Source organism: Mycobacterium sp. OTB74 (assembly GCF_029892685.1).
Taxonomy (GTDB): domain Bacteria; phylum Actinomycetota; class Actinomycetes; order Mycobacteriales; family Mycobacteriaceae; genus Mycobacterium.
Genome location: NZ_JARXVD010000004.1, coordinates 61,356 through 81,249, shown reverse-complemented (window position 1 = coordinate 81,249; position 19,894 = coordinate 61,356). Strand labels below are relative to the sequence as shown.

The window sequence follows — 19,894 nt, the reverse complement described above, 5'->3', positions numbered from 1 at the left end:
GAACTGCAGGTGCGGGCTCAGGCCTGCGCTGGGGACAGCGCCTTTCGCCAGACATCGATCATCGCCCGGTGAACGCCGGCTGCCCGTCGATCAGAACCGGTGGTCCAACTGGTCTCGATGAGGAGTCGTTGGCCCGTACCCGTCATGGAGGTGACCAGCGCCAGATACGTCACGTCGGTGGGTAACGACGGATCGATCGAACCATCATTCTGCCCGTCCTTGAACAGTGCCAGGAACGGATCGCCGGCCCCATGGGAGATCGCGCCCCGTTCGGCATCCTCATCGCCGGACAGTCCTTGCTCGCGGAATGAGAAGTCGTAGTAGCTGAAGAATCTGGTCATCTCCGGGTGGGATCGCGCGTACTGGAAGCTGAGTTCAAAGCGGGTAAGAAGCTTTTCTCTGCCGTTGGTGTTCTTGGGCATGCGCGGCTCTACATAGGCATCGAGGTCCGCCAAAAGGTTCCGCGCCGTGAGCAATACAGCCGAACCCAAGGTGGGGAAGTATTTGTAGAAGGTGGGCCGCGTGATCCCGGCACGGTCGGCCAGGTCGGCAACCTTGAGCGGAATAACCCCCGCCGCAACAAGTTCCACAGCTGCTGTGGTCACTGCATTACGCTGCAGCTCCGCCAGATCTATCCAACGCCGGGAGGGCGTTCGCACGCTTTTGGCCACAGCGTGCGACTCTACCATTTACGCTTCGTCAATAGATGCAGGTAGACGGGTGGCCGCGCTGATCGACCGCACTAACTCCACAGCGTCACATGGACTTTCGGCCGGAAGCGGGTGACCTCGACGCCGGTGCCCCGGATCATCGCCTGAGTGCACCGGGGCGTGGTGATGAATCGAACCAGTTCCGACACCGCCGGTTGCCGAGCTGCCGGCGGCAATGTTGATGCCGACCATTCGCCCGGAACTTGTAGACCCGGTCCCTTGATCTGGACCAGCCGCCCGGAGGAAAGATCCTTGGCGACCGCGAACCCGATGGTCAAAGTGACTCCGTTGACCCGTTGCACTTCCTCGAGCGCCGCTGCATCGCTCTGGAAGATCCGCTGCTGGGACTCCGGTATGGCCAGATTGCGCAGCATGGTGCCGATCTCGCCGTCGACACTCCCCGCCGACGGACCCAGCATCCACTGGTGTTCCCGCAGCGCGGCCGGGTTCGCAGTCCCCGACCCGAGTGGGCTGTCGGGTGTCGTCACCGCGATGATCTGGTATTTCAGGAAGGGTCGCACCACGATCGCGCCGTCGGGATGGTCCAGCGTGGGCCCCAATGCAATGTCGACAGCACGCGATTCGATCAGATAGGCGAATCTACTTGCGGGGTGCACGCTCAACTCGACTGAAAGATCGTCGGCGCGCGAGGAGAACAGCTCGATCAATCCCGGGGCGGCATGCTCGGCGAATGCACTGGACGCGGCGATCCGCAGCAGCCGCCGGCCACGCGCGGCCTCAGTCACTTCAATGGCGGTCTGCTGTTGTAAGCCCAGGATCTCCACCGCCCGGCTGGCCAGCCGCAAACCGCCTGGAGTAAACGCCAACCCGGCAGCGGTCCGGGTGAAAAGCGGATCATCGAGCTCTTTGCGCAGCTGGGCGATATGCATCGAAACCCCGGCATCGGACATGCCGAGTTCACCGGCCGCGGAATGTACCGAACCCAGCCGGACAACCGCAGAGTAGGCCCGAAGTTGTGCCGGAGTCACGAAAATCAGCCTACTTTGGGATTTATGCGGGATGTGCTCGGCGACACCATCGCGATTTGGCGATCCGGCCAAACCGCGGGTGTCGCGACAGTCGTGCGCACGTTCGCCTCCGCACCGCGCCAGCCCGGTGCGACGATGGTCGTTGCGCCCGATGGTGTGGTGAGCGGCTCGGTGTCCGGCGGTTGTGTGGAGGGAGCGGTCTACGAGCTCGCCACTGAAGTTATCGCTTCCGGCATCCCAGTCCTGGAGCGTTACGGGGTGAGCGACGACGATGCCTTCTCGGTAGGCCTGACCTGTGGCGGCACTATCGATATCTTCGTAGAGCCGATGTCGCGCAACACTTTTCCCGAGCTGGAGGCGGTCGCCGAAGACATCGTGGGGCAGCGACCGGTCGCCACCGCGACCGTGATCGCCCATCTCGACCCGGACCGGGTGGGACGCAGGCTGATTCTGCGGCCCGGCGGATATACCGGCTCGCTCGGCTCGGATCGCATCGATGCCGCGGTGTTCGATGACGGCCTTGGCATGCTGGAGTCGGGGCGCAGCGCTGTGCTTACCTACGGACCGGACGGCCAGCGCCGCGGTGAAGGACTCGAGGTGTTTATCGCGAGCCATGCGCCTCGGCCACGCATGCTGGTGTTCGGCGCCATCGATTTCGCGGCCGCGGTCGCCGCTCAGGGCTCTTTCCTCGGCTACCACGTCACGGTCTGTGACGCCCGGTCGACCTTCGCAACTCGAGCGCGTTTCGCCAGCGCCGACGAGGTGGTGGTGGACTGGCCACACCGATATCTCGCTGCACAGGCCGAAGCCGGCGCACTCGATGAACGAACTGTCGTGTGCGTTCTGACTCACGATCCGAAGTTCGATGTGCCGCTGCTCGACGTGGCGCTTCGGCTGCCTCAGCTGGCCTATGTCGGTGCGATGGGCTCGCGCCGCACCCATGCCGATCGGCTGCAACGACTCCGCGAGTGCGGGCTCACTGATACCGAGTTGAGCCGGTTGGCCAGCCCCATCGGGCTGGACCTGGGTGCTCGTACGCCGGCTGAGACTGCGGTGTCGATCGCGGCAGAGATCATTGCGCGGCGCTGGGGCGGCGGGGGTCGTCCGCTGGCCGACGTCGGCGGTCGCATCCACCATGACCAGGACAAACAGAGTGACTTAAGTGATTCCTTAACTCGGCATTGACGCCGCAGTCAACCCGGCCGACGATTGGTGCTTCAGCCCCAATTTGTGAGGTCAGTCACATGCAAGTTCCGGGACCGTTCGAATATGAGCGCGCCACCAGTGTCGACCACGTGGTCGGCCTGCTGGACCGTTTGGGGGAAGATGCCAGGATAGTCGCCGGCGGTCACAGCCTGCTGCCGATGATGAAACTGCGCATCGCCAATCCCGAATATCTGATCGATATCAACGACCTGCACGACACCCTCGGGTACCTAATCGTCGAGCCGACATTGGTTCGAATCGGCGCGATGGCTCGCCACCGCGAGGTGCTCGAATCCACCGCATTGCTGGGGGTGTGCCCGATTTTCGCCGACGCGGAACGGGTGATCGCCGACCCGGTGGTGCGCAACCGGGGCACGCTCGGCGGGTCGCTGTGTCAAGCCGACCCGGCCGAGGACCTCACCACTGTGTGCACCGTGCTGTCGGCGGAGTGCGTGGCCCGCGGGCCCTCCGGTGACCGGACTATCGCCATCGATAATTTCCTGCAGGGCCCCTATGAAACATCTCTGGCGCACAACGAGATTCTGACCGAGGTGCGGATCCCTGTGCGGCACAACACGTCCAGTGCATACGCCAAGGTGGAGCGGCGAGTCGGCGATTGGGCAGTTACTGCGGCCGGCACACAGCTCACCCTGGACGGAGAACTGATCGCCGCGGGCAGAGTCGGCTTGACGGCAGTGAATGCCGACAACGAGGCGCTCGCCGCGCTGGCTAACGCCATGATCGGCAAGCCCGCCTCCGAGGAGACCTTCACCGAGGCGGGACGGCTGGCTGCGCAGGCCTGCGAACCAGTCACCGACATCCGCGGAACAGCCGACTACAAAAGGCATCTCGCGGCCGAATTGACCATTCGCACACTGCGCACCTCGGCCGACCGGGTACGCACCGCACCGGCACCACAGGGGAACTGACCATGCAGGTAACCATGACCGTCAACGGTGAACCGGTCTCCGCCGAGATCGAGCCCCGTATGTTGCTGGTGCACTTCCTGCGCGACCAGCTCGGGCTCACTGGAACCCACTGGGGCTGTGACACATCCAATTGCGGGACTTGCGTCGTGGAGGTCGACGGTGAGCCGGTGAAATCCTGCACCATGCTGGCGGCAATGGCCTCTGGCCATGCGATCCGCACCGTCGAGGGCCTGGAGGTCGACGGCAAGCTGGATCCCGTGCAGGAGGGATTCATGCAGTGCCACGGTCTGCAATGTGGGTTCTGCACTCCAGGAATGATGATTACTGCCAGAGCGCTGCTCAACCGCAACCCCGACCCCACTGAAGCCGAGATCCGCGAGGCCATTTCAGGCCAGATCTGTCGTTGTACCGGCTACACCACCATCGTCCGGTCGGTGCAGTGGGCCGCTCGCGCCCAGGCTGCGCAGCCTGAGGAGGTGACCGCATGACCGCCACCGACGCGCGGACGCCGGCACCGGAAGATGTAGCCGATAACGACAAGAAGCCATGTGGACATGGCCGCATGCTGCGCAAGGAGGATCCTCGGTTCATCCGCGGTCGGGGTAACTACGTCGACGACGTGAAACTGCCCGGCATGCTGCACCTGGCGATCCTGCGCTCGCCGTACGCGCACGCGGTGATCAAAGGAATCGATATCTCTGCGGCACAGGCACATCCGAAGGTGAAGGCGGTCGTCACCGGCGCGGATCTCGCCGAAAAGGGCCTGGCCTGGATGCCGACGCTGTCCAATGATGTGCAGGCTGTGCTGGCCACCGACAAGGTGCGATTCCAGGGCCAGGAGGTGGCGTTCGTCGTCGCCGAGGACCGCTACTCTGCCCGCGACGCCCTCGAACTCATCGACGTGGACTATGAGCCCGTCGACCCCGTAGTCGACGTCCGTCACGCTCTGGACGCCGACGCTCCGGTGATCCGCACCGATCTTGACGGCAAGACCGACAACCACTGCTTCGACTGGGAGACCGGCGACGCCGCGGCAACCGAGGCCGCATTCACCAAGGCCGATGTGATCGTCAAACAGGAAATCGTCTATCCCCGAGTGCATCCCGCACCGATGGAGACGTGTGGCGCGGTCGCCGATCTGGATCCAGTCAGCGGCAAGCTCACGTTGTGGTCGACGAGTCAGGCCCCACACGCACACCGAACCCTTTACGCATTGGTCGCAGGTCTGCCCGAACACAAGATCAGGGTCATCTCACCGGATATCGGCGGCGGGTTCGGCAACAAGGTGCCGATCTACCCGGGCTATGTATGCGCCATCGTCGGATCATTGCTGCTGGGCAAGCCGGTCAAGTGGATGGAGGACCGCAGCGAGAACTTGACCAGTACCGGCTTTGCTCGCGACTACATCATGGTCGGTGAGATCGCCGCGACCAAGGACGGAAAGATCCTGGCGATCCGCTCCCACGTGCTCGCGGACCACGGTGCATTCAACGGCACTGCAGCCCCGGTGAAATACCCCGCCGGATTCTTCGGCGTATTCACCGGCAGCTACGACATCGAGGCTGCCTACTGCCACATGACAGCGGTCTACACCAACAAAGCACCCGGAGGGGTTGCTTACGCCTGTTCGTTCCGAATCACCGAAGCGGTGTACTTCGTGGAGCGCCTGGTGGACTGCCTGGCATTCGAGCTGAAGATGGATCCCGCCCAGCTACGGCTGCGAAACCTGTTGAAGCCAGAGCAATTCCCGTATAAGTCGAAGACCGGGTGGGTGTACGACTCGGGTGACTATGAGACCACCATGCGGCTCGCCATGGATATGATCGGCTACGACGCGTTGCGGGCCGAACAGCAGGAGAAGCGCGCACGCGGCGAACTCATGGGCATCGGTATGTCGTTCTTCACCGAAGCAGTGGGCGCAGGGCCGCGCAAGGATATGGACATCCTCGGGCTGGGCATGGCCGATGGCTGTGAACTGCGCGTGCACCCGACCGGAAAAGCCGTGGTGCGCTTGAGTGTTCAGACCCAGGGCCAGGGCCACGAGACGACGTTCGCGCAGATCGTCGCCGAGGAACTGGGAATCCCGCCCGACGATATCGACGTGGTGCACGGAGACACCGACCAAACACCGTTCGGGCTCGGCACCTACGGCAGCCGCTCCACGCCGGTTTCAGGCGCGGCCGCCGCGCTTGTCGCTCGCAAGGTTCGCGACAAAGCCAAGATCATCGCCTCGGGCATGCTGGAGGCATCGGTCGCAGACTTGGAGTGGGACAAGGGCAGTTTCCACGTCAAGGGTGACCCGACCGCCTCGGTAACCATCCAGGACATCGCGATGCGGGCCCACGGTGCCGGAGATTTGCCCGAGGGGCTGGAAGGCGGGCTGGACGCCCAAATCTGTTACAACCCAGAGAATCTCACCTACCCATACGGTGCCTATTTCTGCGTGGTCGATATCGATCCGGGCACCGCCGTGGTCAAGGTACGGCGCTTCCTGGCTGTCGACGACTGCGGCACCCGGATCAACCCGATGATCATCGAGGGCCAGGTGCACGGTGGCGTCACCGACGGCATCGGGATGGCGCTAATGGAGTTCATCGGATTCGACGAAGAGGGCAACTGCCTCGGCGGTTCGCTGATGGACTACCTGATCCCCACCGCGATGGAAGTGCCGCACTTTGAGACCGGACACACCGTCACGCCCTCGCCGCATCACCCGATCGGCGCGAAGGGGGTGGGGGAGTCCGCCACCGTGGGGTCGCCGCCGGCCGTCGTGAACGCCGTCGTGGATGCCTTGGCGCCCTTCGGAGTTCGACATGCGGACATGCCGCTCACACCGTCGCGGGTATGGGAGGCCATGCAGGGCCGCGCGACCCCACCGATCTGAGCGAGGAGCATGTGCCGGCAATGACCATGGACGAACGCGCAAGGCAGCTGCGGCTCGCCCGGACTCCGTTCGTGCACGCCACGGTGGTCCGGGCCCAGCAGCCCACATCGGCGCACCCCGGTGATCAGGCGATCTTGTTGTCCGACGGCACCATTGAGGGGTTCGTCGGGGGAGAATGCGCGCAGAATTCCGTCCGTAAAGCGGCGCTAGGTGCACTGCAGGCCGGCGAGAGTGTGCTGCTACGCGTCCTGCCCGACGGCGACGTGCATTTCCCGGAGGCGCCGGGCGCTTGTGTAGTGGTCAATCCGTGCCTGTCCGGTGGTGCGCTGGAGATCTTTTTGGCGCCGCAGGTGCCCGCGCCCCTTGTGCAAATCTGCGGTGCAACACCGATTGCCGATGCGCTGGTCGATATGTGCGGGATGCTGGGGTACGACGTCCGTCGGCTGGAGGCGCCCGGTGACGCTGACCTGTCCGATACCACTGCGGTGGTGATCGCCAACCTGGGTGGCCCCGAGGCGGAGGCCATCCGGGCCGCCTTGGACGCCGGCGTGGGCTATATCGGACTGGTGGCCAGCCGCGTACGAGGTGCGTCCGTCCTAGACGGCATGGGCTTGACCGATGCCGAACGCCTCCGCGTGCACACCCCAGTCGGGCTGGAGATTGGCGCCCGAACACCTGCCGAGATAGCGGTTTCCATTGTGTCCGAGGTCATCCAGGGCATCAGGATCGGTGGCCTCGCAGTGCCGAAGGGCGGCACCGCGCCAGTACCGGTCACCGCCGCCGAACATCACTGCGCAGCACATGACTGCTGACCCTCTGGTCGGGGTGGTGCTCGCGGCCGGCTCATCGAGACGCCTGGGCACCCCGAAACAACTGCTGCCGTACCGCGACGGCACGCTGCTGGGCGCGACACTGGATGTCGCCCGGCAGTGCGGATTCGACCAGCTGATCGTCACACTTGGCGGTGCGGCTGACGCTATCCGCGCCGAGGTCGACCTGACTGGTACCGACGTTGTGGTCGCTGATGCGGCAGCTACCGGTTGTTCGACGTCGCTCCGTGCGGCATTGGGCGCGGTGCGCTCCGGCGCAGCAGGCATAGTGCTACTGCTGGGCGATCAACCCGGTGTGCAACCGAGCGCAGTGCAGCAGCTGCTGAGTTCGAGCTCCAGTACAGCGATCGCCGTGGGCTGCTACATCGACGGGGTCGGGCACCCGTTCTGGTTGGGCCGCAACGTCTTCGACGACGTGCGGGCATTGCATGGCGACAAAGGAGTGTGGAAGCTGATCGAATCAGGGCGCCACCCCGTGGTTGAGGTCGCCCTGTCGGGCACCGTTCCGCCGGACGTCGACACCTGGGACGACTACCAACGCCTGCTGGCGGCGACATCGTGACCGGGTTCACCGGCGTCGATGATGTGGTGCGGCGCTTCGACGCGCACGATTACCTGCTGGACGAAGGCACCGCAACTGCGGTCTATCTGGCCGTCACCCTGGGCCGTCCACTGCTACTGGAGGGCGAACCCGGCGTCGGCAAAACGACAGCCGCGAAAACCCTTGCTGCCGTTTTGAATACACAACTTGTGCGGCTTCAATGCTATGAAGGGCTCACTGCCTCCGAGGCTCTGTACGACTGGAATTATCAGCGACAGCTGTTGTCCATTCGGCTGGCCGAGGCTCGCGGCGGCGATATCAATGAGGCGGACCTGTACACCGAGACGTATCTGATCGATCGCCCGATCCTGCATTGTGTGCGGTACCGCGGCGATTCTGCACCAGTGCTGCTGGTCGACGAAATCGACCGTGCTGACGACGAATTCGAGGCGCTGCTGCTGGAATTCCTCGGCGAGGCTGCAGTCACCGTGCCTGAACTCGGTACGTTCGTCGCACAGCAACCACCGATCGTGGTGCTGACGTCCAACCGTAGTCGCGACCTGCACGATGCGTTGCGTCGGCGGTGTCTGTACCACTGGATCGAGTACCCGCACCGCGAGCGAGCTGTGGCGATCGTGCGCCGTACAGTGCCTGGGGCCACCGATGCTTTGATCGAGCGGGCCGCCCAATTCGTCGGTACCGTCCGCGATTTGGATCTGGACAAGCCGCCTGGGATCGCCGAGACGATCGACTGGGTGGCCGCTCTGGTCGCGCTCGGTGCGGGCGATCTGGTCGATCCTGCCGCTCTGGCCGGCTTGGGCGCACTGGCCAAGACTCCCGATGATCTCGGACTGCTGCACGACGCACTGATGGAAATGAGAGGAACCCCCACATGAAGATTGCCAACGAATTCACCGTCAGTGCGCCGATCGAGGAGGCCTGGAATCTGCTCACTGATTTCGAGCAGATCATCCCGCTGATGCCGGGGGCGCAGATGACCGGCCACGACGGCGACGATGTGCTGGGCAAGGTGAAGGTCAAGGTCGGCCCGGTGACCAGCGAGTTCAACGGCAAGGTGCACTTCGTCGAGCAGGACCGCGACCAGCACCGCGCCGTCATCGACGCCAAGGGCAAGGAGAGTCGGGGCACCGGCAACGCAGCAGCCACCGTCACTGCGCAATTGCATGATGGTGGCGAGGCAACCCGGGTCACCGTCGACACCGATCTGAAGATTGTGGGCAAGCTGGCCCAGTTCGGCAGCGGTATGTTGCAACAGGTTTCGGAGAAGCTGCTCGGGCAGTTTGTGGAGTCGCTGGAGGCGAAACTCGCCGCCGGCAACGAGCCGGCCCCAGCGCTGCATACCGTCGACGGAGATGGGTCACGGCCGGCATCTGAGCCAGTGGTTTCCGGTGCGCCGCTGCGTCCTGCTCCCGAACCGCCGCCGATAAATCTGTTGGAGCTGGCAGGCGGCGGCGCACTCAAGAAATATGGGCCGGTGGTTGCTATCGCGTTGCTGGTGGCAGTGCTGCTGGTCACGGCGAGCCGGCGCCGCAGGGCCCGAAAGGCGTTGCGCGCGTCGCGATGACAGGTCCACTGCTGCTGCGTGGAGTCGACCTAGCGGCGTTCGCGGTCGCTCTGGTCGACAGGCTGCGCTCAGTGGGAGTGACGGTGCCGCCTGTTGCTTCGGCAGCGTTGGTGCAGGCAATGCGTGTGCTGGCGCCCACTGAACGCGGCCCCCTGTACTGGGCGGCGCGGCTAACGCTGGTGAGCAACGCCGACGACCTGCCCGCCTTCGACACCGTATTCGATGCAGTCTTCGCCCATGCCGTACTGGGATTCGATCCGCCCGGGCTGAAACGACAACACATCAACGCTGTCGAGCCGGCACGCGCCTCATCGTCTGTAGAAGGCAGCGCAGCCGAGGGAGAAGGCCTGCCCTGGACCACCAGACCCGCCTCACTCATCGCTTCCGACGATCCGTCCGCGGGCACTTTGCTGCCGGATCTCTTGCCCAGCCGGTTGGCCGTGCGTGCCGATGAGCCGTTCGACCGGTTCGACGCCGAGGATCTGCACCGCATCGGAGTGTGGTTGGAGAGGTCGCAGACATACTGGCCGAGACGGCGCACGCTGCGCCGCGAATCTCATCACACCGGGCGGCGGATTGACCTGCGGCAGACCTTGCGTATGTCCAGGACCACTGGTTGGGAACCGATTCGGCTGACTCGCACGCGACTGCGCAGTCGTCCCCGCCGGGTGGTGCTGCTGTGCGACGTGAGTGGTTCCATGCAGCCCTATGCGTCGGTGTACTTACACCTGATGCGCGCAGCTGCTTTGCGGCGCAAGGGGATACGCCCGGAGGTGTTCGCGTTCGCCACCAGCCTGACCCGGTTGACGCCGGCGTTGTCGCACCGCTCGGCCGAGATGGCGCTGGCGCGGGCCAACGAGAAGGTGGTCGACCGATACGGCGGCACTCACATCGGCCGGTCGATCGCGGAGATGCTGAGCGCCCAGCACGGCAACGCGCTGCGGGGTGCGGTGGTGGTTATCGCTTCTGACGGGTGGGACGCTGATCCACCTGCGGTGCTGTCTCACGCGATGGCGCGACTGCGACGCCGTGCGGCGATGGTGGTGTGGGTCAACCCACGCGCCGCCAGGCCAGGGTTTGAACCGCTGGCCGGTGCGATGGCGGCAGCACTGCCGTTCTGCGATCAGCTACTCGCGGCCCACTCCGTGAACGGATTGCGAGAACTGCTGGACGCCATGCGGCGGGCATGAGGTTGCTCAATGCCTACCGTTACTCAAACACCCTTAGCCGCAGAATAATTCGTCACGGCGACGGATTATATTGCAGCCGTGGAGATTACGGAAAGGGGATCGGCGGAATATCGGATGGTAGTGGAATCTGCGGAATGTCGGCGGGCAGTTCAACGTGCGGAACGTCAGCTGGAAGTTCAACCTTCGGAATGTCGCTCGGCATGTGCACGCTAGGGACGGCACTCGGCAACGGTACCGGCGGAATGTCGCTGGGCAACGGGAATGGCGGAATGTTTCCTGGAACCGGCAACATTGTCACCGAATCATCCGCGGCGGTCTGCTGATTCGATTCTGCATCGCAGCCGACAGTCATCAACAGCAGCGCGCTGATCGACACAAACCATGCCGCGGGCCGCCGCCCGGCCGAATGCGTCGTCATGGACATCGTGCCGACTCCTTGCCACGTACCACTCAGACGCTACCGCCTCTGTCGGCTGGAGCAAGAGTAGGCGGCGCATGATGGCGGACAACGGGATACGGGCCGCCGCCGAACAGCACGCCTGAAGCAGAAATCGTCAATCCGTTGGTTCGCACGTGGGAATCCTGACGGTGACCATGAGGCCACCACCGGCTCGCGCCGCTGCACTCGCGGTGCCGCCGTGGGCGGCGGTGATGGCGCGCACGATCGACAGCCCCAGCCCGGATCCGCCTCCCGGATCGGCCATGCGCTCATGCGGGGTCAACCGGCGAAACGGCTCGAAGAGCGCATCAACCGCTTCCGCGGGGATTATCGCTCCGTTGTTTTCGATCACCAGCGTCGCGGTACGGTCGGTGGCCCACACCGCGATCCGGGCCCATCCTCCTTCTGGAGGGCTGTAACGGATGGCGTTGTCGACGAGGTTCTGGGCCAGCCGATCCAGCAGCTCCTGGTCGCCCATCACGTGCGCTGGTTGAAATTCGCTGGTGATCTGCACGCCGTGACGCTGGGCCATGTCTGCGGCGGTGTCCGCGGCTCGGCGCCCGCATTCGGCGAAGTCCACCGGGGTGGGTCGGGAAACTCCTTGTTCGCTGGTGGCCAGCATCAGCAGTCCGCCGATGAGGCGCTCGTGCCGGCGGTTCACTTGAAGGAGCGTCGCGCCCAGGTGCCGCGTCGCATCCGGCACGTCCGGATCTTCGAGGGCAACCTCGATCAGGGTCCGATTGATGGCCAGCGGGGTGCGCAATTCGTGTGATGCATTGGCCACGAATCGGTGTTGGCTATCGAATGCGCGATCCAACCGTTCGAGCATGGCGTTGAACGTGTCGGCCAGTTCTTTGATTTCGTCGGCCGGCCCGTCCAACGAGATGCGCTCGTGCAAGTTGCGGTCGGCAACCCGCCGCGCGGCGGCGGTGACCTCCTGCAGCGGTCGCAGCGCGCGGCCGGCAAGGAGCCAACCGCAGCCGGCCGAGACGATACCGATGACAACCAGAAAGCCGAGCGACCACGCGAGCACCGAATCGAGCAGCTCTCGTCGTCGCTCTTCAGCCTGCACCGACAGCACCTCAACGACGTCATCGACGAACGGATGGTTGCGTATTCGGTGCGTAGCCAGGAAGTCGTGCGCCGCAGCCAGAGCACTGCTACCTGGGCTGTTGGCCAACTCCTGGCGAAGGTAGAAATACATCAGGGCCACCAGTAGGGCACCGGCAGCGAAGAACGTGCCCGCGTACAGCACGGTGAGTCGGGTTCGGATAGTCGATTGGGGCCAGCGGATCATGAGATGCGGTACCCCGCACCGGGAAGTGTTTCGACAACTGCTGGATCGCCGAGTTTTCTGCGCACCATCATGATGGTGTAGCGCACGACACCAGTGAATGGGTCGGCATTCTCATCCCAGGCTTTCTCCAACAGATGCTCGGCGGACACGACGCCACCCTGTGCCAACAACAGTTCGGCTAGCACTGCGAATTCTTTGCGTGACAGGTCAATGAGGGCGCCATCGCGCGTGACGGTGTGGCGATGCAGATCCAGGCTGATGTCGCCCCTAGTCAGCACCGGCTGGCTCGCCGGTCGGGATCGGCGAGCCAGGGCCTGGACGCGGGCCACCAGTTCAGCGAAAGCGAACGGCTTATTCAGATAATCGTCGGCGCCCAGCCCGAGACCCTCGACCCGGTCGGCGACCTCGGTCGCGGCGGTGAGCATCAGGATCCTGGTAGTTCGTTGCTCCTGTACCAGCTGCCGGCAGACGTCGTCACCGGACGTCACTGGCAGATCGCGATCCAGCACCACGACGTCGTAGTCGTTGACGGCGCAGTTTTGCAATGCCGTGTCGCCGTCGTAGGTGACATCGACCGCCATGCCGTGGCGGCGTAACCCCGACGCGACTGTGTCGGCTAGGAGGCGTTCGTCCTCGACCACAAGTACTCGCACAGAATAATGGTGCCGTGAACCCCTGTTAGACGGGTGTGAGGTATGGACACCGGGACCTGCCTGCCACAAGTCCGCGGCCGCGGCGCACACGCCGCTGAGAATTCGGCGCTGCCCTAACGGCAGTCAAACGGCGTAGCTGGTGCAGTTGTGGGGAACTCGGGCCAGTGGCGACGAGTTCGAGGTCATTTCATCGCAGAAGCATCTACACAGATTTAGGAGGCATCATGCCCAAAAGAACACGGAGGCGGTTGGCGGTACTACTGGGGGCACTCGGGGTGTCGATGCTCGGCGCTCTGGCCGTTCCGGGGGTCGCCGCAGCAGACCCATGGCGTCCCTGGTGGTCAGGTCCCGAACATCCGGTACGGCATTACGTGGGCGACGTTGAGCACCCGATCTGGGCGGTCACCCATCCCATTCGTGCGCTGACCCCGTAGCCGCGAACACCCACGCCGCGGCACTGACCCGGTCCCGCGGAAAGAGAGCGGCGGCAGTGATGGCACCAAGGCATTTGGTGACGGTGCCATCACTGCCTGTCCTCATGCAGCGCTCGCACCGCATCCGCCCAAGGGAAGGCTCACAATGACGAAATCAGCATCTCGACTCCGAAATCTGTTGATCGGCAGCACAATCACGGCAGCAGCGTTCTGTATCCAGCCGGCGACGGCGACGGCTGACGTGACCTCGGCGCTGGCTCCGCTGGTCACCACCACGTGCACTTACAACCAGATCACTGCCGCGCTGGCAGCCGAAGCGCCCGACCTGGCTTCCTTACTGAGCAGCCGGCCCCAGGCGCAGGCCAGGTTGCAGCAATTCTTGGCGCTAACGGTGGATCAGCGCCAGCAGCGTGTCGACCAACAGTTGGCTGTTAATCCCAAGGCGCAGGGCTTGATCGCCGATCGGCTCGGGTCGCCCCAAGCCCAAGAGCTGACACAGGTCGCCAACACCTGCAACACATTCTGAATGATCGCTGTCTTCGTGAGCGCGATCGCAGGATCGCGCAATGATGTTCTGCGGCTACTTATTTCATCCCCGCCGCTCGCCGGTATCCAGCTAGACCTGGGTCCAGGGGAGGGCGCCGAGCGCCAGTGTGGCGACCTTTGCGAGTTCGCCGCGGTCGGCACCGTCACCAGCTTGGGCTGCCATACCTTGCATTACGATGGTGACTTTTTCCCTTAGGGATTAGGGTCCTATCCACCCAGCCGAGTTCAATTGCCGGACTGAGGTCTTACCGTGGGGCAATCAGGCAGCGATGCGTCACAGTGACGGAATCGAAAGGCCGATGCGGTGGGCGTCGATGGCGCTGTGCGGCGGTCAAACCGCCAAGTCCTCGTGCGCCGAGAATCGGGTCTGGCCGCGGCCACTGGTTTTCGCCTCGTACATCGCGATATCGGCATGCTTGAGGATCTCGGTCGCAGCTCGAGTCTCTCCGGGAAGGGTCACCGCGATGCCGATGCTGGCGCTGGCGCTGCCGACGACGGTGCGGTCATCGATACGGATCGGCACGGCCAGAGCGGCATGGAGACGCCGGGCGATGTGCTCAAGATCGTCAACGGTCGCTGGCGCGCCAATGAGGAGGACGAACTCATCGCCGCCGATGCGCGCGACAGTGTCCCCGGCTCGCAACACTTCAGTGAACCGCTCGGCGCAGATCCGGATCACTGAATCGCCGGCGTGATGGCCGAAGGTGTCATTGACCGATTTGAGTTGGTCGAGGTCGACGAAGATCACCGCCGCCAGCGGCGCAGCGCCGATCCCGGCCAGGGCTCGGGTGATCTGGTCAGTGACGCAGGCCCGGTTGGGCAGGGCAGTGAGGGTGTCGTGGGTGGCGTCGTACCGCAGTCGCTCAGCGGCCAGGTGCTCGGCCGTCACATCAGCAAACGTGACAAGCACCCCGGAGTCGCTACGGTCGGAGGGAGCCAGACGACAGGTGCTGACCGACAGCCATAGACGGCGTCCGCCGAAGACGTCGACACCGATCAGCACGTCGCGCACCGGTCGGCCGGTGCTTCGGGTGATCTCGACGGGGTGCTCGGCCGGTACCTGACTCTTACCGTCGAATTCGATCTTCCCGTCGAACCCGTACGACAAGAACGTCGCGGCCAGTTCCGCGGCGGTCGTGGGGGTACGTTCGGCCAGGCCGAGGATGCGCAGTGCCGCCGGGTTGACCGAAGTGATGCGGTCGTCTGGGTCGATTACCAATACCCCGCGGTTCAGGGAATTGACGACGGTCTGGAAATGCTGCTCGGCGCGACGTAGCGCCGTCTGGTCGGAACAGACCAACACGTAGCCGGAATCCATGGCCGCTGCGGACACCCGGATCGCCAGGGCCCGCCCGTCGGGCGTGTAGTGGGTGCTGTGCTGCACTCCGCCGGCGGCCACGATCTCCGCGGGGTCCAAGGAGGCGCCGACTGCGGCGTGGATCGGCAACCCGCGGGTCTGCCCCGCTGGCCGCTGGTAGATGGTCTCCGCAGCCGGATTCCAGGCGGTGACGACCCCGTCTGGCGAGGTACCGATGATCGCATCGGACACATGCTCGACCAGCGCGGCCTGGTAGCGCATGGTCGCCTGCGCTGCCTTCTGCGCGGTGATATCCCGGAATACCACCTGATGGGCTGGCCGGCCTTCCCACGTGGTGAGGATCGATACCACCTCGACGTCGAGCGTCCCGCCGTCGAAGCGCAGCAGCACGGCCTCCGCAGGGTCGGACGCATCGCCCTGTTCGCACAGGGTCGCCAGTCGAGCCAGCATCCCCGGCACCGAATCCGCATGGACGAATTCGGTGATGAGATGCCCCACCATCTCGTCAGCCGACTCGGCCGCCATCCACCGCACACCTGCCGGGTTCACATAGACGACGCGGCCGGCCTCGTGCACACAGATCGCGTCCGGGCTGTGATCGATCAGCACCCGGAATCGCTGGTCACCCGAGCCGTTGTCGACCAATCCTGTCGTCGGCGCGCTATGTGTCACTATCCCCCCGGCGTTCACCTCGGCGTCTTTACCAGATGCCTTTACCATCCCCCCAACCGGGTGCCGTTGGCAACGGGGACTTTTCCGGCCACCGGATCGGCAGCTACCAAATCTATTGGTTAGTGCTATCCGGCGAATTCGGTAGGACGATATCAGCATAGGCGTCAACGTGCTGCTCAGCGCAGCACCGAGTGAGGGGACAAGACATATGGCAAACGCGATGAACATCGCGGGCATCGGCGCGGCGACCGGATACGGGTGGGGCCGCAAACGGCTGTGGGCCGGGCTGCTCAGCGGCAAACCGGCCGCGGCGCTGTACCCCGGCTACGGGCCGGATGGTCAGGACTCGGCGTGGCTGGCTCGGGTGCCGGACTGTGGGTCCGTCGAGGACGGGCCGACCCGCTCGGCGCGGGCGATGCGCGCTGTGACCCGGGAGGCGATCGAGGACGCCGGCGAGCGTGGCTGGGTGCCGGGGCGGCGGGTCGGGCTCCTGCACGCCCTGGTCCTGCCTGAGATCGAAAGCTGGCGGGAGTTCTACCTGGTCGACGGCGGCAGTCGCAGGGTGCGTGACTATCTGGCGCTGATGCCATCGACGCCGGTCTCGATGCTGATGCAGGAGCACGGTTTCCACGGGCCGGCGATGAACATCTCGGCGATGTGCGCATCGGGCAACGCCGGATTGATCACCGCCAAGATGTGGCTCGACGCCGGGATGGTTGACGACGTTGTGTTCCTGGCCACCGACCTGTCGCTGACCCCGGAGAACGTCGAGCATTTCGTCAAACTCGGAGTCGCCGTGGTCGATACCGAGCCGTTGGACGCGTGCCGGCCGTTCCAGGAAGGCAGCCGTGGCTTCTCGGTAGGGGAGGCGGCGGTGGCGTTTGTGCTGACCAACCGGCGCGCCCGAGCGTACGCGTCGGTGCTGGGCGGAGCGATGACCCACGACGCCCACCATGTCACCTCCGTCGACCCGGCCCGCGTGCACATCGACGAGTGCGTGCACACCGCGCTGGACTCCGCGAACGTCAAGGTCGGGGACATCGCGTACGTGAACGCGCACGGGCCCGGCACCGCGCAGTGCGATGCCGCCGAGGGTGCGCTGGTGGACGAGGTGTTCGGCGGCCGACCCGCGCTTTACTCGGTTAAACCGCTGGCCGGGCACTGCCAGGGCGCTGCAGCCGCGGTCGAGGTCGCCGCGGCCGCTATGGGATACCGACGCGGCGTGATTCCGGCGCCGCCGATGGTTGCCGCCGGCCACCATCGCCTGCTTGACGGGCCGACCTCGATCGGCGGCGGGCTGACCCTGAAGACCTCGCTGGGTATGGGCGGGCAGAACTCGGCGGTGGTGCTGGCACCGGCGGACTGAGGACGCGCCAAGTACTTTCCCGTTTCCAGACCGGGGGAGAGGTGTCACTCGTCTTCGGCGGGGGAGTCGTCGCCTGCCAGGTGGTGCAAGATTCGTTCGTTGAGGGCGGCGAGCATGTCGAGCTCGGCCGGCGACAGTAGGTCGATGAAGTTCCGGCGCACGTCCTCGACGTGCTCGGGTGCCGCCTTTTCGATGGCGGCGCGGCCGGCCGGCAGCAGGCAGATCATGGTGCTGCGGGCATCGTCGGGGTTGGGCTCGCGGCAGATCAGCCCGTCCTTCTGCATGCGCCGCACCTGGTGGGAGACCCGGCTTTTCTCCCAGTCCAAGGTGGCACACAGCTTGTGGGCGGGCATGCGGTCCCCGTCGTGGCTCGAGAGCACCGCCAATATCTCGTAATCGGCGCCGGACAGACCCGACTCCTGCAGGCCCCGGTTCAGGTGCACGACGAGCTGATGGTGCGCGTGCATGAAGGCCCGCCACGCGCGGTCTTCGCGAGGACTCAGCCAGTTCGGTTCCATCAACCCCATGCTACCTGGTTTGTTGACGCATCAACAAACCAGAACTAATGTTGAGTAGTCAACCTTTTCGATCGTCACTCAAGTTAGGACATCTCATGGGCAGCATCAGCGTCATCGGTACCGGGAACATGGCCCGCGCCATCGGCTCGCTGGCGGTAGCGGGCGGAAACACCGTCGAGGTTATTGGCCGCGATCAGGCCAAGGCCGCTGACCTGGCCAAGGCTCTCGGCGGCAGCGCAACGACGGGGGAGTTCGGCGCAGTCCCGACCGGGGACATCGTCATCGTGGCCTTGTTGTACGCCAATGTCGTTCCGGTCGTCACCCAGTACGGAAATGCCCTCGCGGGCAAGGTCATCGTCGACATCAGCAACCCCTTCAATTCCGCGGCCGACGGGCTGGCCATCCCCGATGACAGCTCGATTGCGCAGGAAGTTGCCAAAGCGGCACCGGCCAGCGCCAGCGTGGTGAAGGCATTCAACACCATCTTCGGTGTTGTCCTGGCCCAGGGTCGGCCGCTCGACGTCTTCATCGCCGGCGACGACGCGCGCGCCAAGGCGAGCGTGGCGGAGTTCATCGAGAGCCTTGGGCTGCGCCCGCTGGATGTGGGCGGCTTGAGCATGGCGCACTGGCTGGAAGGAACGGGTCTGGTCGTGATGGGACTCGCCCGCCACGGGGTGGGGAACTTCAACTTCGCCCTCGGCGCAACCATTTCCGGCTGAGTAGACCGCCAGTCTAAGCCGTGAAAGAACAGGCGCGCCGTGCGTCCGAATAATCGTTGATGAATCATCAAAAACATTCGATATGCCAGATCTCGGTGTCGGCCGACGATCGTCTGCCCGGAGAGGATTCCCCCGATGAGGCTTGGTTTCGCAATTCCGATAGTCGGGCCCGCGATTAGCAGCGCCGTTGGCCTGAGCGCGTTCTGCCGCGGTCTCGAGGACCTTGGCTACGACACGCTGTGGGTCGGCGATCGCCTGGTCACGCCGGTCGATATGCACAGCACCTATCCGGGCAAAGAGCAGCCGTACCCGCCGCAGATGACTCGTTACCTCGATCCGGTGCTGCTGTGGACGGTCGCCGCGACCGCGACCAACCGGGTGCGGCTGAACTCCAGCACGCTGAGCACGTTCTACTACGAGCCGGTGCACCTGGCCCGGCTGCTGACCACGCTCGACGTGCTCAGCGAAGGCCGCCTCGATGTTGGCGTGGGAGTCGGGTGGATGAAGGACGAACACGACATCGCCCGGGGCGCGGACTGGAGTCGGCGCGGGCGGATGCTCGATGACCTGTTGGCGTTCCTGCACGAGTGGTGGACGACCACACCGGTGTCCTGGGACAGCGAGTTCTTTTCGCTGCCGCCGGTGCATGCAGACCTGCGCCCGGTCCAGGCGGGCGGTCCGCCCATCTGGATCGGCGGTGCCAGCGAGGCCGCGATGCGCCGGGTGGGCCGCAGCGGCACCGGCTGGCTCGGGGTCGAGGGCCTGCAGGACGAGGTCACCGACCACTTGTGGTGGATTGCGCGTCGTGCGGCGCAGGACGCAGGCCGCGATCCCGACACGCTGAAGACGGCCATGCGGATCAACCTCGAACCAGGTACGTCTGTTGATTCGGTCGCTGACAGGCTCAAGCGCTTGGCCGAGTCCGGTACCGATGAGGCAATCGTGGATCCCTTCGCGATGTTCGCCAGCCTTGATCAGATGCTTGACTTCGCCGGCCAGGTAATCGCCCGATGGAGTGATCGCGCGCAAGGCTGACGGCAAGATCGCGGTGATTACGGGCAGCCCCAT

Annotated in this window: 21 protein-coding genes; 14 read left to right on the top strand and 7 right to left on the bottom strand. The window is 64.7% G+C overall.

What is annotated here, in order from left to right; translation table 11 throughout:
• Positions 1-17 precede the first annotated feature (17 nt).
• Positions 18-605 carry a TetR/AcrR family transcriptional regulator gene (locus M2432_RS08040; protein WP_280826265.1) on the bottom strand — a complete coding sequence of 196 codons (588 nt, stop codon included), beginning with the start codon at positions 603-605 and terminating at the stop codon, positions 18-20.
• Between the two features lie 137 nt (positions 606-742).
• The gene (locus M2432_RS08035) at positions 743-1,699 is read right to left on the bottom strand and encodes a LysR family transcriptional regulator (RefSeq protein WP_280826264.1); all 957 of its coding nucleotides are present in this window, start codon (positions 1,697-1,699) and stop codon (positions 743-745) included.
• 24 nt (positions 1,700-1,723) lie between these two features.
• Here M2432_RS08035 and M2432_RS08030 point away from each other — a divergent pair, with 24 nt between their 5' ends.
• Genes M2432_RS08030 through M2432_RS07990 form a run of 9 tightly spaced genes read left to right on the top strand, consistent with a single transcriptional unit; the run spans position 1,724 to position 10,864 of the window.
• Complete coding sequence (locus M2432_RS08030; protein WP_280826263.1) at positions 1,724-2,884, top strand: XdhC family protein; 1,161 nt, start codon at positions 1,724-1,726, stop codon at positions 2,882-2,884.
• Between the two features lie 59 nt (positions 2,885-2,943).
• Complete coding sequence (locus tag M2432_RS08025; protein WP_280826262.1) at positions 2,944-3,834, top strand: xanthine dehydrogenase family protein subunit M; 891 nt, start codon at positions 2,944-2,946, stop codon at positions 3,832-3,834.
• A gap of 2 nt (positions 3,835-3,836) precedes the next feature.
• The gene (locus M2432_RS08020) at positions 3,837-4,322 is read left to right on the top strand and encodes a 2Fe-2S iron-sulfur cluster-binding protein (protein WP_280826261.1); all 486 of its coding nucleotides are present in this window, start codon (positions 3,837-3,839) and stop codon (positions 4,320-4,322) included.
• A complete protein-coding gene (locus tag M2432_RS08015; RefSeq protein WP_280826260.1) occupies positions 4,319-6,718 on the top strand; it encodes an aerobic carbon-monoxide dehydrogenase large subunit in 2,400 nt (799 codons plus the stop codon). The genes M2432_RS08020 and M2432_RS08015 overlap by 4 nt, the downstream gene beginning before the upstream one ends.
• 20 nt (positions 6,719-6,738) lie before the next feature.
• Complete coding sequence (locus M2432_RS08010) at positions 6,739-7,530, top strand: XdhC family protein (RefSeq protein WP_280826502.1); 792 nt, start codon at positions 6,739-6,741, stop codon at positions 7,528-7,530.
• Positions 7,520-8,110 (top strand): nucleotidyltransferase family protein, encoded by a 591-nt coding sequence (locus M2432_RS08005; protein WP_280826259.1) that lies wholly within the window; start codon positions 7,520-7,522, stop codon positions 8,108-8,110. Before M2432_RS08010 ends, M2432_RS08005 begins: the two co-directional genes overlap by 11 nt.
• Entirely contained in the window at positions 8,107-8,985 is an 879-nt protein-coding gene (locus tag M2432_RS08000; RefSeq protein WP_280826257.1) for a MoxR family ATPase, read from the top strand. The genes M2432_RS08005 and M2432_RS08000 overlap by 4 nt, the downstream gene beginning before the upstream one ends.
• The gene (locus tag M2432_RS07995) at positions 8,982-9,674 is read left to right on the top strand and encodes an SRPBCC family protein (RefSeq protein ID WP_280826256.1); all 693 of its coding nucleotides are present in this window, start codon (positions 8,982-8,984) and stop codon (positions 9,672-9,674) included. The genes M2432_RS08000 and M2432_RS07995 overlap by 4 nt, the downstream gene beginning before the upstream one ends.
• Positions 9,671-10,864 (top strand): VWA domain-containing protein, encoded by a 1,194-nt coding sequence (locus M2432_RS07990; protein ID WP_280826255.1) that lies wholly within the window; start codon positions 9,671-9,673, stop codon positions 10,862-10,864. Before M2432_RS07995 ends, M2432_RS07990 begins: the two co-directional genes overlap by 4 nt.
• Before the next feature lie 85 nt (positions 10,865-10,949).
• Here M2432_RS07990 and M2432_RS07985 read toward each other — a convergent pair whose 3' ends face one another.
• The 3 genes from M2432_RS07985 to M2432_RS07975 form a co-directional block, all read right to left on the bottom strand.
• The gene (locus M2432_RS07985; RefSeq protein WP_280826254.1) at positions 10,950-11,288 is read right to left on the bottom strand and encodes a hypothetical protein; all 339 of its coding nucleotides are present in this window, start codon (positions 11,286-11,288) and stop codon (positions 10,950-10,952) included.
• A gap of 130 nt (positions 11,289-11,418) precedes the next feature.
• The gene (locus tag M2432_RS07980) at positions 11,419-12,600 is read right to left on the bottom strand and encodes an ATP-binding protein (RefSeq protein WP_280826253.1); all 1,182 of its coding nucleotides are present in this window, start codon (positions 12,598-12,600) and stop codon (positions 11,419-11,421) included.
• Positions 12,597-13,253, bottom strand: coding sequence for a response regulator transcription factor (locus M2432_RS07975; protein ID WP_280826252.1), 657 nt, complete (start codon positions 13,251-13,253; stop codon positions 12,597-12,599). The genes M2432_RS07980 and M2432_RS07975 overlap by 4 nt, the downstream gene beginning before the upstream one ends.
• A 224-nt stretch (positions 13,254-13,477) precedes the next feature.
• Between M2432_RS07975 and M2432_RS07970 the strand changes: the two genes are divergently transcribed.
• Positions 13,478-13,687, top strand: coding sequence for a hypothetical protein (locus M2432_RS07970; RefSeq protein WP_280826251.1), 210 nt, complete (start codon positions 13,478-13,480; stop codon positions 13,685-13,687).
• A gap of 145 nt (positions 13,688-13,832) precedes the next feature.
• Complete coding sequence (locus tag M2432_RS07965) at positions 13,833-14,213, top strand: hemophore-related protein (RefSeq protein ID WP_280826249.1); 381 nt, start codon at positions 13,833-13,835, stop codon at positions 14,211-14,213.
• A 351-nt stretch (positions 14,214-14,564) separates the two neighbouring features.
• Here the strand turns inward: M2432_RS07965 and M2432_RS07960 are convergent, their stop codons facing one another.
• Complete coding sequence (locus M2432_RS07960) at positions 14,565-16,271, bottom strand: diguanylate cyclase (RefSeq protein WP_280826248.1); 1,707 nt, start codon at positions 16,269-16,271, stop codon at positions 14,565-14,567.
• 160 nt (positions 16,272-16,431) lie between these two features.
• Here M2432_RS07960 and M2432_RS07955 point away from each other — a divergent pair, with 160 nt between their 5' ends.
• A complete protein-coding gene (locus M2432_RS07955; protein ID WP_280826247.1) occupies positions 16,432-17,589 on the top strand; it encodes a beta-ketoacyl synthase N-terminal-like domain-containing protein in 1,158 nt (385 codons plus the stop codon).
• A gap of 44 nt (positions 17,590-17,633) precedes the next feature.
• On the opposite strand, the gene M2432_RS07950 is transcribed toward M2432_RS07955, so the two are convergent.
• Positions 17,634-18,107, bottom strand: a complete 474-nt coding sequence (locus tag M2432_RS07950) for a MarR family winged helix-turn-helix transcriptional regulator (RefSeq protein ID WP_280826246.1) — start codon at positions 18,105-18,107, stop codon at positions 17,634-17,636.
• Between the two features lie 95 nt (positions 18,108-18,202).
• On the opposite strand from M2432_RS07950, the gene M2432_RS07945 reads away from it, so the two are divergent.
• Together M2432_RS07945 and M2432_RS07940 are read left to right on the top strand one after the other, a co-directional pair.
• Positions 18,203-18,826 carry an NAD(P)-binding domain-containing protein gene (locus M2432_RS07945; RefSeq protein WP_280826245.1) on the top strand — a complete coding sequence of 208 codons (624 nt, stop codon included), beginning with the start codon at positions 18,203-18,205 and terminating at the stop codon, positions 18,824-18,826.
• 135 nt (positions 18,827-18,961) lie between these two features.
• Positions 18,962-19,861: a TIGR03619 family F420-dependent LLM class oxidoreductase gene (locus tag M2432_RS07940; RefSeq protein ID WP_280826244.1), complete on the top strand. Its 900-nt coding sequence runs from the start codon at positions 18,962-18,964 to the stop codon at positions 19,859-19,861.
• The last annotated feature ends 33 nt before the right edge of the window (positions 19,862-19,894 follow it).

Excerpts from the sequence above, each read along its gene's own strand:
- M2432_RS07960 (WP_280826248.1), bottom strand. The coding sequence starts at position 16,271 with ATGGTAAAGGCATCTGGTAAAGACGCCGAGGTGAACGCCGGGGGGATA.
- M2432_RS07980 (WP_280826253.1), bottom strand. The coding sequence starts at position 12,600 with ATGATCCGCTGGCCCCAATCGACTATCCGAACCCGACTCACCGTGCTG.
- M2432_RS08020 (WP_280826261.1), top strand. The coding sequence starts at position 3,837 with ATGCAGGTAACCATGACCGTCAACGGTGAACCGGTCTCCGCCGAGATC.
- M2432_RS07955 (WP_280826247.1), top strand. The coding sequence starts at position 16,432 with ATGGCAAACGCGATGAACATCGCGGGCATCGGCGCGGCGACCGGATAC.
- M2432_RS07970 (WP_280826251.1), top strand. The coding sequence starts at position 13,478 with ATGCCCAAAAGAACACGGAGGCGGTTGGCGGTACTACTGGGGGCACTC.
- M2432_RS07940 (WP_280826244.1), top strand. The coding sequence starts at position 18,962 with ATGAGGCTTGGTTTCGCAATTCCGATAGTCGGGCCCGCGATTAGCAGC.
- M2432_RS08015 (WP_280826260.1), top strand. The coding sequence starts at position 4,319 with ATGACCGCCACCGACGCGCGGACGCCGGCACCGGAAGATGTAGCCGAT.
- M2432_RS07985 (WP_280826254.1), bottom strand. The coding sequence starts at position 11,288 with ATGTCCATGACGACGCATTCGGCCGGGCGGCGGCCCGCGGCATGGTTT.
- M2432_RS07950 (WP_280826246.1), bottom strand. The coding sequence starts at position 18,107 with ATGGAACCGAACTGGCTGAGTCCTCGCGAAGACCGCGCGTGGCGGGCC.
- M2432_RS08030 (WP_280826263.1), top strand. The coding sequence starts at position 1,724 with ATGCGGGATGTGCTCGGCGACACCATCGCGATTTGGCGATCCGGCCAA.
- M2432_RS07995 (WP_280826256.1), top strand. The coding sequence starts at position 8,982 with ATGAAGATTGCCAACGAATTCACCGTCAGTGCGCCGATCGAGGAGGCC.
- M2432_RS07945 (WP_280826245.1), top strand. The coding sequence starts at position 18,203 with ATGGGCAGCATCAGCGTCATCGGTACCGGGAACATGGCCCGCGCCATC.
- M2432_RS07990 (WP_280826255.1), top strand. The coding sequence starts at position 9,671 with ATGACAGGTCCACTGCTGCTGCGTGGAGTCGACCTAGCGGCGTTCGCG.
- M2432_RS08025 (WP_280826262.1), top strand. The coding sequence starts at position 2,944 with ATGCAAGTTCCGGGACCGTTCGAATATGAGCGCGCCACCAGTGTCGAC.
- M2432_RS08010 (WP_280826502.1), top strand. The coding sequence starts at position 6,739 with ATGACCATGGACGAACGCGCAAGGCAGCTGCGGCTCGCCCGGACTCCG.
- M2432_RS07965 (WP_280826249.1), top strand. The coding sequence starts at position 13,833 with ATGACGAAATCAGCATCTCGACTCCGAAATCTGTTGATCGGCAGCACA.
- M2432_RS08005 (WP_280826259.1), top strand. The coding sequence starts at position 7,520 with ATGACTGCTGACCCTCTGGTCGGGGTGGTGCTCGCGGCCGGCTCATCG.